Here is a 13,515-nt window from a genome sequence, read left to right as displayed (position 1 = left end):
CGAGGCGCTTCGGCGGTGGCCGAAGTGTTTCGCTGCCAGGATGACCGTATGACGACCTTCCGCGACCTGCACGACGGATCCTTCGTGATGCCGAACGCCTGGGACGCCGGCAGCGCGATCCTGCTCGCCGACGCCGGATTCCCCGCGATCGCGACCACCAGCGCCGGGATCGCCTTCTCCCTCGGCGCCGGCGACCACACCCTGCCCGACGGAGCGCCATCGGTGTCACGGGAGGTGATGTTCGAGCGGATCCGGCAGATCACGGACGCCAGTTCGGTCCCGGTGAACGGCGATCTCGAGGACGGGTACGGCGAACGTCCGGAGGAGGTGGCCTCGACCATCCGGCTGGCGCTCGACGCCGGGCTCGCGGGCGGCAACATCGAGGACTTCGACGGCCGGGACCTGTACGACGAGGCGCTGTCGGTCGAGCGAGTTGTGGCGGCACGGGAGGCGGGTGGAGCTGACTTCGTGCTCACTGCCCGTACTGACGGGCAACTGCTGAAGCAGCCCACTCCCCTGGCGGACTCGATCCGTCGCGCCAACTTGTTCCGCGAGGCCGGCGCCGATTGCCTCTTCGTCCCCGGCGTCAACGACCTGAGCACGCTGGAGACGCTGGTGAAGGAGATCGACGGGCCGCTGAACGTCGTCGTCGGCCTCGGCAGCTCGACGCTGACCCTGCCGGACGTGTTCGGGATTGGCGTGACCCGGATCAGCCTGGGCGGCAGCATCGCCCGGGCAGCCCTCGGCTTCATCCGCCGCAGCGCCCAGGAGTTGCTGACCCAGGGCACGCTGGGTTTCGCGGCCGACCAGATCCCCCAGGCCGAGCTCAACCAACTGTTCGCGAAGAACGCCTCAGCGACGAAGCACTAGAACGCAGGGCACCGGAACGCAGGGTGCTGGAACGCGGACGCCCGGGTGGTCCTTGCGGACCGGCCCGGGCGTGCGTTCGTCCTGGTGGAACTCAGAAGATCACTTCGCCGCGAGCGCGGCGTGCGCGAAGCTTCTGGAGTGCCTCGTCGAGGATCTCGGCCGCTTCCTGCTCGCTGCGGCGTTCCTTGACGTAGGCGAGATGGGTCTTGTACGGCTCGATCTTCGGCGGCGGCGGAGGGTTGTTGACGTCGGTGCTGGTCGGTAGACCACACCTCGGACAGTCCCACGCCTCCGGGATGGCTGCCTCGACCGCGAACACCGTCGCCGTCTCGTGCCCGTTGGCACAGAAGAACACGATGCGCTGCCGGGGCGCGGTGTCGCCGCGCTCCGCCTCACCCATCGGTCCGGCACCGACCCGGCTGCCACGAATTGCGCTGCCACCACCAGCCACGGGAGCTACTCCCCTCTCAGCCGAGCTTGTACAGCAGGCCGAGCGCGACGATAGCAGCGAACCAGATCAGGCCGACGCCGATCGTGATCCGGTCCAGGTTCCGCTCGGCGACCGAGGACCCGCCCAGGCTGGACGAGACACCGCCACCGAACAGGTCCGAAAGACCGCCACCGCGGCCTTTGTGCAGCAGCACGAGCAGCGTGAGGATCAGGCTGCAGATGATCACGACGATCGAGAAAGCGAGAATCACGAGGAGTAGCCTAACTGAAGGTCCAGGTAACGGCAGATACCGGCGAACTCGTCCACCTGCAGGCTAGCTCCGCCCACCAGGCAGCCGTCGACATCCGGCTGGGCCATGATGCCACCTGCGCTGCTCATCTTCACCGACCCCCCGTAAAGAATGCGTACCGAGTCGGCCACCGCGGGTGAGATCTCCTCCAGCCGGCCCCGGATCGCGGCACAGACCTCCTGCGCGTCCTCGGGGGTCGCCACCTCGCCGGTGCCGATCGCCCAGACCGGTTCGTACGCGATGACGATCTTGCGGACGTCGTCCGGCTTCAGCCCGGCCAGCGCACCGTCGACCTGGCCCAGGCAGTGCTCGACGTGCCCGTCGGCCTTGCGGACCTCGAGGCCCTCGCCGACACAGACGATCGGGACCAGCCCGGCCGCGAGCGCCTTGGTGGCCTTCGCGTTCACCAGGGCGTCGTCCTCGTGGTGGTACTGGCGGCGCTCGGAGTGCCCGGCCAGCACGTAGGTGCAGCCGAGCTTGGTGAGCATGGCCGCCGAGATGTCCCCGGTGTAGGCGCCCGCGTCGTGCTGCGACACGTCCTGCGCGCCGTACACGATTTTCATCCGGTCACCGTCGACGAGCGTCTGCACGCTGCGGATGTCGGTGAACGGCGGCAGCACCGCGACCTCGACCCGCTCGAAGTCGTGCTTCTTGTCCTGCAGCGTCCAGCTCAGCTTCTGCAGCAGGTGCACGGCTTCCACGTGGTTGACGTTCATCTTCCAGTTGCCCGCCATCAACGGCGTACGGGCAGCCGAAACTTCAGAGCCAGCCATTCCTTGTTACTCCTCTTCCAGAACAGCGAGTCCGGGCAGTTCCTTGCCCTCGAGGTATTCCAGCGACGCGCCGCCGCCGGTCGAGATGTGCCCGAACTGGTCGTCGGCGAAGCCCAACTGCCGTACTGCGGCGGCGGAGTCGCCACCGCCGACCACACTGAGGCCGTCCACCTCGGTCAACGCCTGCGCGACAGCCTTGGTTCCGCCCGCGAACGCCTCCATCTCGAAGACGCCCATCGGGCCGTTCCAGAACACCGTCTTCGCCGACGAGATCTCGGCGGCAAAGGCCTTGCCGGAGTCCGGGCCGATGTCGAGGCCGAGCTGGTCGGCCGGGATCGCGTCCGCGGCGACGACCGTGGCGGGAGAGTCGGCCTTGAACTCGGGCGCGACCACGATGTCGGTCGGCAGCACGATCTCGACGCCCTTGGCCTTGGCGGTCTCCAGGTAGCCCTTCACCGTGTCGAGCTGGTCCTCCTCGAGCAGGCTCTTGCCGACCTCATGGCCCTGGGCCTTGAGGAAGGTGAAGACCATGCCGCCACCGATCAGCAGCTTGTCCGCCTTGGCGAGCAGGTTGTCGATCACCGCGAGCTTGTCGGACACCTTCGCGCCACCCAGTACGACGACGTACGGGCGGGCCGGGTCCTCGGTCAGCTTCTTCAGCACCTCGACCTCGGCGAGCACCAGGCCGCCGGCCGCGTGCGGAAGCTGCCGGGCGACGTCGTAGACGCTGGCCTGCTTGCGGTGGACTACGCCGAAGCCGTCGCTGACGAACAGGTCGGCCAGACCAGCGAGCTCCTCGGCCAGCGCTGTCCGCTCGGCCTCGTCCTTGCTCTCCTCGCGCGGGTCGTATCGGACGTTCTCCAGCAGCAGCACCTCGCCCTCGTCCAGCTCCTGGACGGCTTCCTGGGCGCTGTCGCCGGTCACGTCGGTGGCGAAGCGCACCCTGATGCCCTCCGGCTCCAGCAGCTCGCCGAGCCGCTTGGCCACCGGGGCGAGAGTGAACTCGGGGTTCGCCTTGCCCTTGGGGCGGCCGAGGTGGGCGGTCACGATCACCTTGGCGCCGGCCTTGGCCAGCTTCACCAGGGTCGGCACGCTGGCCCGGATGCGGCCGTCGTCGCCGATCTTGTCGCCGTCGATCGGCACGTTCAGGTCGGAGCGCACCAGCACCCGCAGGCCGGCCACGTCCCCGAGGTCTTCGATCGTCTTCACAGTTCAGCTTCCTTCAACGCAGTGCTGCTTCGTCGGGGCGCTGACGTCCGAAGAACCGTGCGCTCCAGGCCACAGTTCTTCGGACGCAAGGCGAATGGGGAGACGTCAGAGCGAGGCGCCGACGTGGTTGACCAGGTCGACGAGGCGGTTCGAGTAGCCCCACTCGTTGTCGTACCAGCCGACGACCTTGACCTGGTTGCCGATCACCTTGGTCAGGCCGGAGTCGAAGATGCAGGACGCCGGGTCGGTGACGATGTCGGTCGAGACGATCTCGTCCTCGGTGTAGGTCAGGTAGCCCTTCAGCGCGCCCTCGGCGGCCGCCGCCTTGTAGGCGTCCTTGACCTCGTCGACCGTGACCTCGCGGCCGACGGTGACGGTCAGGTCGGTGGCCGAGCCGGTCGGCACCGGAACGCGCAGCGCGTAGCCGTCCAGCTTGCCCTTCAGCTCCGGCAGCACCAGACCGATCGCCTTCGCGGCACCGGTCGAGGTCGGCACGATGTTCAGCGCGGCGGCGCGGGCGCGGCGCAGGTCCTTGTGCGGGCCGTCCTGCAGGTTCTGGTCCTGGGTGTACGCGTGGATCGTGGTCATCAGACCCCGCTCGATCGTGAACGCGTCGTTCAGGACCTTGGCGAGCGGGGCGATGCAGTTGGTGGTGCAGGACGCGTTCGAGATCACGGTGTGCTTCTCGGCGTCGTACAGCTCGTGGTTCACGCCCATCACCACGGTCAGGTCCTCGTTCTTCGCCGGGGCGGAGATGATGACCTTCTTGGCGCCGTTGTCGGCGTGCGTCTTGGCCTTGGTGGCGTCGGTGAAGAAGCCGGTGGACTCGATCACCACGTCGGCGCCCACATCAGACCACTTCAGGTTCGCGGGGTCGCGCTCGGCGAACGCCTTGAAGGTGTGGCCACCGACGCTGATGTCGGTGTCGGTCGCGGACACGTCGCCGGGGAAACGTCCCAGGATCGAGTCGTACTTCAGCAAGTGGGCCAGGGTCTGGTTGTCGGTCAAGTCGTTGACGGCGACGACCTCGATGTCGGCACCGGCCGCCTGCACGGCGCGGAAGAAGTTACGGCCGATCCGGCCGAAGCCGTTGATACCTACGCGAACGGTCACGGGACTGCGTCTCCTCAGAACTAGCTTTTGAGCACTGCCGCTATGCCCGAAACACTAGCCCAACAGCCCACTCGACCCACTGGTACCGTCCACATCAGACCACCGTGACCCGCGAGTAGCAACTGGACCAGACCACGCACACGGTCGCAACGTCCGAAGGACTATGGGCCATAGGCCTCGGTACTTCGGACGTTGTTCCGCCGGGGTCAGGCCGGGTCGAGCATGTCGGGGGTGAGGTTGGCCTCGGTGTTCGGGATGTTGAGGTCGGCGGCGCGCTTGTCGGCCATCGCCAGCAGGCGGCGGATCCGGCCCGCGACGGCGTCCTTGGTCAGGGCCGGCTCGTGCAGCTGGCCGAGCTCCTCGAGGCTGGCCTGCTTGTGCTCCAGCCGCAGCTTGCCCGCCACCTGCAGGTGGTCCGGGACGTCGTCACCGAGGATCTCCAGGGCCCGCTCGACCCGGGCACCGGCCGCCACCGCCGCGCGGGCGGACCTGCGCAGGTTGGCGTCGTCGAAGTTCGCGAGCCGGTTCGCGGTGGCGCGGACCTCGCGACGCATCCGCCGCTCCTCCCACGCGAGCACGGACTCGTGCGCGCCCAGACGGGTCAGCAGCGCGCCGATCGCGTCGCCGTCGCGGATCACCACTCGGTCCACGTTGCGGACCTCACGGGCCTTGGAGCCGATCCCAAGGCGACGAGCCGCACCCACCAGGGCCAGCGCGGCCTCCGGACCGGGACAGGTCACCTCGAGGGACGAGGAGCGGCCGGGCTCCGTCAGCGAGCCGTGCGCCAGGAAAGCCCCGCGCCAGGCCGCCACGGCGTCGCAGGAGGCACCTGACACGACCGCCGGCGGAAGACCGCGGACCGGGCGGCCACGGTTGTCCACGAGGCCCGTCTGCCGCGCCAGGGCGTCGCCGTCGCGGACGACGCGGACGACGTACTTGGTCTGCTTCCGGATTCCGGACGGGGAGATCACCACGACGTCCGACGGGTGACCGAAGATCTCGGCGATGTCCTTGCGCAACCGGCGGGCGGCGGCGCCGCTGTCGAGCTCGGCCTCCACCACGATCCGGCCGGACACGAGGTGCAGGCCGCCCGCGAAGCGCAGGACGGAGGACACCTCGGCCTTGCGGCAACAGGGTTTCGTGACCTGGATGCTGGTCAGCTCGGACTTCACCTGTGCTGTCATCGCCATGTAGGGAATCCTCCCACTGCTGTCAAAGACCCTCGCGTCACCACCGGTCCAACTACCCACACCCCTACCCCGTTACGGCTGACCTGACGCAGGTGATGGGGTGGCTGCAGAATTCGCGGCAGCAACCTTTCCGGTGGCCGGCGTCGTTCCTTCCCCGACAAACGAGAGGAGCGGCCGATGCGAAGACGGGACGAGGTGGACTTCACCGAGTTCGCGACCGCGGCCGTACGCCGGTTGCGCCGTACGGCGTATCTGATGTGCGGGGACTGGCACCGGGCCGAGGATGCTGCCCAGGACGCACTGGTCCGCGTGTACAAGGCGTGGCACCGGCTGGACCACCGGGCGGGCCTGAACACCTATGCCCACAAGGCCGTCGTGTCGGTCGTGCTCGACCAGGCCAAGCGACCGTGGCGCCGCGAGCACGTCGTCGGCCGGCCGGTCGACCAGCCGGCCGACCAGGCGCTCGCGGACCCGGCCGGAACGATCGATGACCGCCTGCTGGTGATCCAGGCGCTGGCGGAACTACCGCCGCGCCAACGTGCGTGCGTCGTACTGCGGTACTACGCGGACCTCAGCCTCGAGGAGACCGCGAGCGTGCTCGGCATCGGTGTCGGAGCCGTCAAGAGCCAAAGTTCACGCGGCCTCGCCACCCTCCGCGAAGTGCTGGATCGTCCAGAGCTGGAAGAGCCCGTCGACGACCGGGAAGAGGTCTTGTCATGACGACCGAGATCAAGGACCTGCTGGCCGGGGCTGCCGACGACACCGCTCAGCCGCTGCACCACTCCATCGACGACGTCGTACGCCGGGGACGGCGCGGCCTGCGACTGCGTCGAGCAGGCGTGATCGCGGCCGGGGCGATCACCGCCGGGGCCGTCGTCGCCGGCGTCACCACCTGGTCGGATGGGAGCGGCAACCCTCTCAATGGCGTCCAGCCGGCCGGTCCCCCGGCGACCGGGAAGCTCCTACCGCTCCAGCCGCCACCCAGCAGCCTCACCGACGCGCAGATCATCAAGCGGTGCGAGCCGCAGGACAAGCAGTGGCAGCGCGGCAGTCGCAAAGCCGGGGGTGGCACGGGATCGCTCACCGGCTGGAAGATCGCGGTCAACCAGGCGAAGGGCACCTGGTTCCGCGCGATCCTGGTGTCTCCCGACCGCAAGAGCTGGGCGTTCTGCCAGGACAACGCCGGCACCGGCGCTCCTCGCGACAACTACCTGCGCGAAGACCTCAAGTGGCAGCAGGACTTCGTGGTGTGGACCGACCGCGACGGCGCGGAAGGAACCGTGCCGAAGAACGTCGCCGCGGTCGACTTCGAGGTCGACGGCATCGTCAGTCCGGCGACGGTGAAGAACGGCTTCCTGCTCTGGTACGCCGAGCTGACCCCCAACGAGGTGCGGGACAAGCCCATCTGGGCGATCTACTACGACGCGAACGGCCGGGAGCTCGCCCGGTTCGACTCGAACGTCTACAACCCCTGGCAGGGGTACAACGCGGACCGGAAACCTGTTTACCCCGAGTGACTCACTCGAAGATCTCGCGGTAGATCTTCGCGAGTTTGCCGGGGTCGTGGTGCAGGTGGCGCTCCTCGTCGGCGATGTCGGCGATCACCAGGTGCGCGCCGAGCGAGTCCGCAGTACGTTGCAGCGACGCCGGGTCCGGCACGTGCCCCTCATCCGCCAGTACGACGTCGATCCGCAGGTCGGGCGCATGCGCGGCCAGTACTTCGAGGTGCGTCTCCGGCGAGAACCCGGCGGTCTCGCCCTTCTGCTCGCCCAGGTTCAACGTCAGCAGCCGGCGGGCGCTCGTCTCCTGCAGGCCGCGGGACAAGGCCGGGACGAGCAGGTTCGGGATCACCGAGGTGAACCACGATCCCGGACCCACGACGACCCAGTCGGCCTCCGCGATCGCGACCAGCGCCTCGGGGCAGGCCGGCGGGTCGGCCGGGTCGAGCGCGACGTCCACCACGTGTCCCTCGGTGGTCGCCACCTCGGTCTGGCCGCGGATCTCCGTGATCGCCTCGGGATGCGCGGGATCCAGCCCGAGCACGCGCGCGGTGATGTCAAGCGGTACGGCGGACATCGGCAGCACGCGGCCCTGGGCGCCGAGCAGTCTGGCCACCCAGTCGAGTCCGTCGACGGCCTCGCCCAGCAACTCCCACAGGGCCACGATGAGCAGGTTGCCCACCGCGTGGTCGTGCAGGGCGCCGTCGCTGCGGAAGCGATGTTGCAGCACGTCCGCCCAGGTGCGGCCCCACTCGTCGTCGCGGCACAACGCGGCCAGCGCCATCCGGAGGTCCCCCGGTGGCAGCACGCCGAGCTCACTGCGCAACCGGCCGGACGAGCCGCCGTTGTCGGCGACCGTCACGACCGCGGTCAGCTGGTCGGTGACCTGCCGGAGCGCGGACAGGGAGGCGGCGAGGCCGTGCCCGCCACCCAGTGCGACAACGCGGGGGGACCGTGACACTACGCCGTCACTCCCGCCCCAGATCCCTGTGCACGACCAAGGTGGGTGACCCCTTCTCCCGCAGCCTGCGAGCGATCTCCTCGGCCATCGCGACGCTCCGGTGCTTCCCACCGGTGCAGCCGATCGCGACCGTGACGAACCGCTTGCCCTCGTTCAGATAACCGGTCCGCAGGGTGTCCAGCACGTCCACGTAGTTCTGCAGGAACTGCTGGGCCAGCGGATGACCGAGCACGAAGTCTGACACAGGTTTGTCCTGGCCCGTCATCGGGCGCAGATCGGGCTGCCAGTACGGGTTCGGCACGAAGCGCATGTCCGCCACCACGTCGGCGTCCACCGGGATGCCGTACTTGAACCCGAAGGAGACCACGGTCGCGCGCAGCTCGGCGTTCTCCTCCTCGCCGAAGGCGTTCACGATCTTCGCGGCGAGCTGGTGGATGTTCAGGTTGGAGGTGTCGATCACCATGTCCGCGCCGGCCCGGATGTCACCGAGCAGCTCGCGCTCGCGCTGGATCCCGGTCAGCAGCCGGCCCTCACCCTGCAGCGGGTGCGGTCGCCGGACGCTCTCCTGCCGCCGCACGATCACGTCGTCGGAGGCCTCCAGGAACAGCGTGACCGGCCGGTACCCCTTGGTCCGCAGGTCCTGGATCGCCGAGCCGAGCTCGTCGAAGAACATCCCGGTCCGCACGTCCACGACCACCGCCAGCCGGGGCGAAGCGCCGGTCCCGACCACCTGCTCCACGATCGTGGTGAGGAACATCGGCGGCAGGTTGTCCACCACGAACCAGCCGAGGTCCTCCAGCACGTCCGCGACCGAACTCCGTCCCGCGCCGGACATGCCGGACACGATGATGAGGTTGCCGCTCGACTCGTCCATCAGTTCTCAGTTCTCCCCGTTCAGGTCCCCGTCAGGCAGACCGGCAAGCTCCGGCCCGTCGTCGTCCAGTATCTCGCCCGTGGCGGTGTTGACCGACGGTGCCCGGGACGTGTCGGCCTTCGTTGCCGCGGAGTTCACTGCCAGTACGACGGACTCGGCGGTCCGGCGCCCGAAACCGGGCAGCGCGGCGACCTCGTCGACACTCGCCTGGCGCAACTTCTTCAACGAGCCGAAGTGTTTCAGCAGCGTCTTGCGGCGGACCTCGCCGAGCCCGGCGACATCGTCCAGCACGCTCTCGACCATCGACTTGGACCGCCGGTTGCGGTGGTGGGTGATGGCGAACCGGTGCGCCTCGTCGCGAAGCCGCTGCAGCAGGTACAGCCCCTCCGAAGTACGGGAGAAGATGACCGGGTCCTCGTCGTCGGGCAGCCAGACCTCCTCGAGCCGCTTGGCCAGACCGCAGACCGGGATGTCGCCGAGGCCGAGCTCGTCCATCGCCTGGCGGGCCGCCGCGACCTGCGGCGGACCGCCGTCGACGACGACCAGGCCCGGCGTGTAGGCGAACTTCTTCGCCCGGCCGGTCTCCGGATCGACCAGGTACGCCGTCGGGTCCTCCCCCTCCGGGATGTCCGCGCGGTCCTCCAGCAGCCGCTTGAACCGCCGGGTCAGCACCTCGGCGATCGACGCGACGTCGTTCTGGCCCTCGACGCCCTTGATCACGAACCGCCGGTACTCGCTCTTGCGCGGCAGGCCGTCCTCGAACACGACCATCGAGGCGACCACCTCGGTGCCCTGCAGGTTCGAGACGTCGTAACACTCCATCCGCAGCGGCGCCTCCGGCAGATCGAGCGCCGCCTGGATCTCCTCGAGCGCCAGGTTGCGGGTGGTCAGGTCGCTGGCCCGCTTCGTCTTGTGCATGGTCAGCGTCTGCAGCGCGTTGCGCTCGACGGTCGCCATCAGGTCCTTCTTGTCGCCCCGCTGCGGGACCCGGATCGCGACCCGGGAGCCGCGCAGTTCGGAGAGCCACTCGACCAGGGCCTCCTCCCCCTCGGGCACCGTCGGCACCAGGATCTCCCGCGGGATGGCGTCCGAGGTCTCCCCCGCGTACGTCTGCTGGATGAACCGCTCGACCAGGTCGGCCGTCGTCGCGTCACCGTCCGCCTTGTCGGCGATCCAGCCACGCTGACCGCGAATCCGCCCGCCGCGCACGTAGAAGATCTGTACCGCGACCTCCAGCGGGTCCTCCGACAACGCGATCACGTCCGTGTCGGTGCCGTCGCCGAGAACCACCGCGTTCTTCGCCAGCGCCTTGTCCAGCGCGCTGAGGTCGTCGCGGATCTTGGCGGCCTTCTCGTACTCGAGCTCGATCGCTGCCGCCTTCATCTCCCGCTCCAGGCGGCGCACGTACGTCGCGGTCTGGCCGGACAGGAAGGCCGAGAAGTCGTCGACGATCTTGCGGTGTTCCTCCTGGCTGACCTGGCCGGTGCACGGCGCGGCGCACTTGCCGATGTAGCCGAGCAGGCAGGGCCGGCCGATCTGGCGGTGCCGGTTGAAGACGCCCTTGCTGCACGAGCGCATCGGGAACACCCGGAGCAGCAGGTCGACCGTCTCGCGGATCGCCCAGGCGTGGCTGTACGGACCGAAGTACCGGACGCCCTTCTTCTTCTGGCCGCGGCCGACCATCACCCGCGGGTAGTCCTCGTTCAGCGTGATGGCCAGCCACGGGTAGGACTTGTCGTCGCGGTACTTCACGTTGAAGCGCGGGTCGTACTCCTTGATCCAGGAGTACTCCAGTTGCAGAGACTCGACCTCGTTGGCCACCACCGTCCAGTCGACCTTCGCCGCGGTCGTCACCATCGACTGGGTCCGCGGGTGCAGGTTGACCAGGTCCTGGAAGTACGACGACAGCCGGGCGCGCAGATTCTTCGCCTTGCCGACGTAGATCACCCGCCCGGCGGCATCGCTGAAGCGGTACACGCCAGGGGAATCGGGAATCGACCCCGGGGCAGGGCGATAGGAGGAAGGATCAGCCACCGAGCCAGCCTAGTTCGCCCCGCCGACAGCCCCACCGCGGCACCGCCGGACGGCCGTCACCACGGCGCCGGCGCTGTCATGTTTGCGATCGCGCGGAGATCGTGTTGCGGCTTGCGTCATACCGCACGTCTGACCCCCGATTGGGATGGGCGCCGTCCGTAACTTGTAGCTCAGGGTAGATGCGCAGGACCTGAGCGTGAGGCAACGGGCCCGCGCTTGACTCGAGGGAGTTCCGCCCATGTCCCCAGTGACAACACCACGTCGGTTGAGGACCGCGATCGGTGCGACCGCCGCGGCCGCACTCGCCGTCACCGGTCTGGTCGCCACCGCGGCCGGCAGCGACGCCAGCCAGACAGCCCCATCCAGCGACACCGCCACCGTCCGCGGCGCGGACAGCCCGACCGCGATCCCCGGCAGCTACGTGGTCGTCCTGTCCGGCAATCGCTCGCCCGCGGCGACCCGCGCCACCACGCAGAGCCTCGCGACGTCGTACGACGCGAAGGTGCGCAAGCAGTTCAACGCGAGCATCAAGGGATTCTCGGCGAGGATGACGCCCGAGCAGGCCCAGAAGATGGCCGCTGACGAGCGGGTCGCGTTCGTCCAGCAGAACCAGAAATTCGCCGCGAACCAGGACAACCCGCCGTGGGGCCTGGACCGGACCGACCAGCGCGACCTGCCGCTGGACCAGAAGTTCGAGCCCTCGGCAACGGCCGACAACGTCAACGTGTACGTCATCGACACCGGGATCTATGCCGCGCACAACGACTTCGGCGGCCGCGCTTCGGTCGGCACGGACACCGTCGGCGACGGGCAGAACGGCGTCGACTGCATGGGCCACGGCAGCCACGTCGCGGGCACCATCGCGGGCACGGACTTCGGTCTGGCCAAGGGCGCGAAGGTCTTCGGTGTCCGGGTGCTCGACTGCAGCGGTTCGGGGTCGACCGAGAGTGTTGTCGCGGGCATCGAGTGGGTGACGGCCAACGCGAAGAAACCGGCCGTCGCGAACATGAGCCTCGGCGGTGGCGCCGACGAGGCTCTGGACGCCGCGGTGAAGGCCTCCGTCGACTCCGGTGTCACCTACGCGGTTGCTGCCGGCAACGACAGCTCCGACGCCTGCGGTGGTTCGCCGTCGAAGGAGCCCTCCGCGATCACCGTCGGCGCGACCGACGACCAGGACGCCAAGGCGACCTTCTCCGACTGGGGCACCTGCGTCGACTTGTTCGCGCCTGGCGTCGACGTCGAGTCGGTCGACATCACAGCGCCGGACTCGACGGCCAAGATGAGCGGGACGTCGATGGCGACCCCACACGTGGCGGGTGGCATCGCCCTCTACCTGAGCGCGCACCCCGACGCCACCCCGGCGGACGTGGCCACCGCTCTGGTCGGCGCGGCGACTCCGGACAAGGTCGGTGACCCGGGCACCGGCTCGCCGAACAAGCTCCTCTTCGTCGGCGCGGTCGACCCGACCCAGAGCTGATCCAGCGGAGTCCCCCTAGCTGAACGCGAAAGGCCCGGCCACCTGACCGGGCCTTTCGCAGATCCTCGACCGGTCCCCTACAGCCGATCAGAGGACGGTCTGTCAGGCGGACGCGACGATGTTCGAGCCGTCGACCGCCACCGGGACCGCCGCGAGCGGCGCCGGGGCCGGACCGGCGACGACGCTGCCGTCGGTGGCGTTGTACTTGCTGCCGTGGCACGGGCAGTTGATGGTGTTGTTCTCCACCGTCCGGACGATGCAGCCCCCGTGCGTGCAGACCGCTGTGAACCCCTTGTACTGGCCGGCTGTCGGCTGGGTGACCACGATCTTCGCGTCCTGGAAGACCATCCCGCCGCCCACCGGGACGTCCGACACCGGACCGAGCACCGCTCCCCCGCCACCGCTGCTCGGAGTACCGGCCGAGGAAGGCGCCGAAGACGGTGCCGACGTCGGGGCCGAGGTCGGGGCCGAGCTGGAGCCGGTGCTCGACGGCGTACTGCCCGCCTCGTCGCCGCCACCGCACCCGGCGAGGAGCGGCACACTGACGCCGGCGAGACCGGCCACCGCGGCACCCCGGAGCACCGCCCGCCGGTCACGCAGTGTGTCGATCGCCTTGGCGAGTTCGGCCGTTCTTTCGTCGCTCATGAATCTGAACCTCCAAGAGCCTGCTGGGAAAGTAGTTGAACGCTCTGCTTCTTTGCTTTCTACCCGACCTGACCAAACCAGGCCATACCTCGACGAACGAGCGGATCGGCACAACGGTTCATCACGATGC

At 68.8% G+C, this 13,515-nt stretch carries 14 protein-coding genes; 4 read left to right on the top strand and 10 right to left on the bottom strand.

Annotation, left to right across the window (positions count from 1 at the left end):
• Window positions 1–48: 48 nt before the first annotated feature.
• On the top strand, window positions 49–870 hold the full coding sequence (locus tag EV648_RS28005; RefSeq protein ID WP_132298032.1) for an isocitrate lyase/phosphoenolpyruvate mutase family protein: 822 nt from the start codon (window positions 49–51) through the stop codon (window positions 868–870).
• A 91-nt stretch (window positions 871–961) separates the two neighbouring features.
• Here EV648_RS28005 and EV648_RS28000 read toward each other — a convergent pair whose 3' ends face one another.
• From EV648_RS28000 to whiA, 6 genes are all read right to left on the bottom strand, one after another.
• The gene (locus EV648_RS28000; RefSeq protein ID WP_132191251.1) at window positions 962–1,321 is read right to left on the bottom strand and encodes an RNA polymerase-binding protein RbpA; all 360 of its coding nucleotides are present in this window, start codon (window positions 1,319–1,321) and stop codon (window positions 962–964) included.
• Between the two features lie 16 nt (window positions 1,322–1,337).
• The gene (secG, locus tag EV648_RS27995; RefSeq protein ID WP_132298030.1) at window positions 1,338–1,571 is read right to left on the bottom strand and encodes a preprotein translocase subunit SecG; all 234 of its coding nucleotides are present in this window, start codon (window positions 1,569–1,571) and stop codon (window positions 1,338–1,340) included.
• Window positions 1,568–2,383, bottom strand: coding sequence for a triose-phosphate isomerase (gene tpiA, locus EV648_RS27990; protein WP_132298028.1), 816 nt, complete (start codon window positions 2,381–2,383; stop codon window positions 1,568–1,570). Before tpiA ends, secG begins: the two co-directional genes overlap by 4 nt.
• 6 nt (window positions 2,384–2,389) lie before the next feature.
• Window positions 2,390–3,592: a phosphoglycerate kinase gene (gene pgk, locus EV648_RS27985; protein WP_132298026.1), complete on the bottom strand. Its 1,203-nt coding sequence runs from the start codon at window positions 3,590–3,592 to the stop codon at window positions 2,390–2,392.
• A gap of 105 nt (window positions 3,593–3,697) precedes the next feature.
• A complete protein-coding gene (gene gap / locus EV648_RS27980) occupies window positions 3,698–4,705 on the bottom strand; it encodes a type I glyceraldehyde-3-phosphate dehydrogenase (protein ID WP_132298024.1) in 1,008 nt (335 codons plus the stop codon).
• Between the two features lie 206 nt (window positions 4,706–4,911).
• Window positions 4,912–5,895: a DNA-binding protein WhiA gene (whiA, locus tag EV648_RS27975; protein ID WP_132191256.1), complete on the bottom strand. Its 984-nt coding sequence runs from the start codon at window positions 5,893–5,895 to the stop codon at window positions 4,912–4,914.
• Between the two features lie 177 nt (window positions 5,896–6,072).
• On the opposite strand from whiA, the gene EV648_RS27970 reads away from it, so the two are divergent.
• Together EV648_RS27970 and EV648_RS27965 are read left to right on the top strand one after the other, a co-directional pair.
• Entirely contained in the window at window positions 6,073–6,615 is a 543-nt protein-coding gene (locus EV648_RS27970) for a SigE family RNA polymerase sigma factor (RefSeq protein ID WP_132298022.1), read from the top strand.
• The gene (locus tag EV648_RS27965; RefSeq protein ID WP_132298020.1) at window positions 6,612–7,412 is read left to right on the top strand and encodes a hypothetical protein; all 801 of its coding nucleotides are present in this window, start codon (window positions 6,612–6,614) and stop codon (window positions 7,410–7,412) included. The genes EV648_RS27970 and EV648_RS27965 overlap by 4 nt, the downstream gene beginning before the upstream one ends.
• Before the next feature lies 1 nt (window position 7,413).
• On the opposite strand, the gene yvcK is transcribed toward EV648_RS27965, so the two are convergent.
• From yvcK to uvrC, 3 genes are read right to left on the bottom strand one after another with little or no spacing between them, the layout of a single operon-like run.
• A complete protein-coding gene (gene yvcK / locus EV648_RS27960; protein ID WP_132298018.1) occupies window positions 7,414–8,355 on the bottom strand; it encodes a uridine diphosphate-N-acetylglucosamine-binding protein YvcK in 942 nt (313 codons plus the stop codon).
• A 7-nt stretch (window positions 8,356–8,362) separates the two neighbouring features.
• A complete protein-coding gene (gene rapZ / locus EV648_RS27955; RefSeq protein ID WP_132298016.1) occupies window positions 8,363–9,229 on the bottom strand; it encodes an RNase adapter RapZ in 867 nt (288 codons plus the stop codon).
• A gap of 6 nt (window positions 9,230–9,235) precedes the next feature.
• Window positions 9,236–11,263 (bottom strand): excinuclease ABC subunit UvrC, encoded by a 2,028-nt coding sequence (gene uvrC / locus EV648_RS27950; RefSeq protein WP_132298014.1) that lies wholly within the window; start codon window positions 11,261–11,263, stop codon window positions 9,236–9,238.
• A 238-nt stretch (window positions 11,264–11,501) separates the two neighbouring features.
• On the opposite strand from uvrC, the gene EV648_RS27945 reads away from it, so the two are divergent.
• A complete protein-coding gene (locus EV648_RS27945; RefSeq protein ID WP_132298012.1) occupies window positions 11,502–12,740 on the top strand; it encodes a S8 family peptidase in 1,239 nt (412 codons plus the stop codon).
• Between the two features lie 102 nt (window positions 12,741–12,842).
• On the opposite strand, the gene EV648_RS27940 is transcribed toward EV648_RS27945, so the two are convergent.
• Window positions 12,843–13,385 (bottom strand): Rieske (2Fe-2S) protein, encoded by a 543-nt coding sequence (locus EV648_RS27940; protein WP_132298010.1) that lies wholly within the window; start codon window positions 13,383–13,385, stop codon window positions 12,843–12,845.
• Window positions 13,386–13,515 lie beyond the last annotated feature (130 nt).

Source organism: Kribbella sp. VKM Ac-2568 (genome assembly GCF_004345365.1).
Lineage (GTDB): Bacteria > Actinomycetota > Actinomycetes > Propionibacteriales > Kribbellaceae > Kribbella > Kribbella orskensis.
The sequence above is the reverse complement of the archived record's forward strand: the minus strand, read 5'-3'. Positions and strand labels throughout refer to the sequence as shown.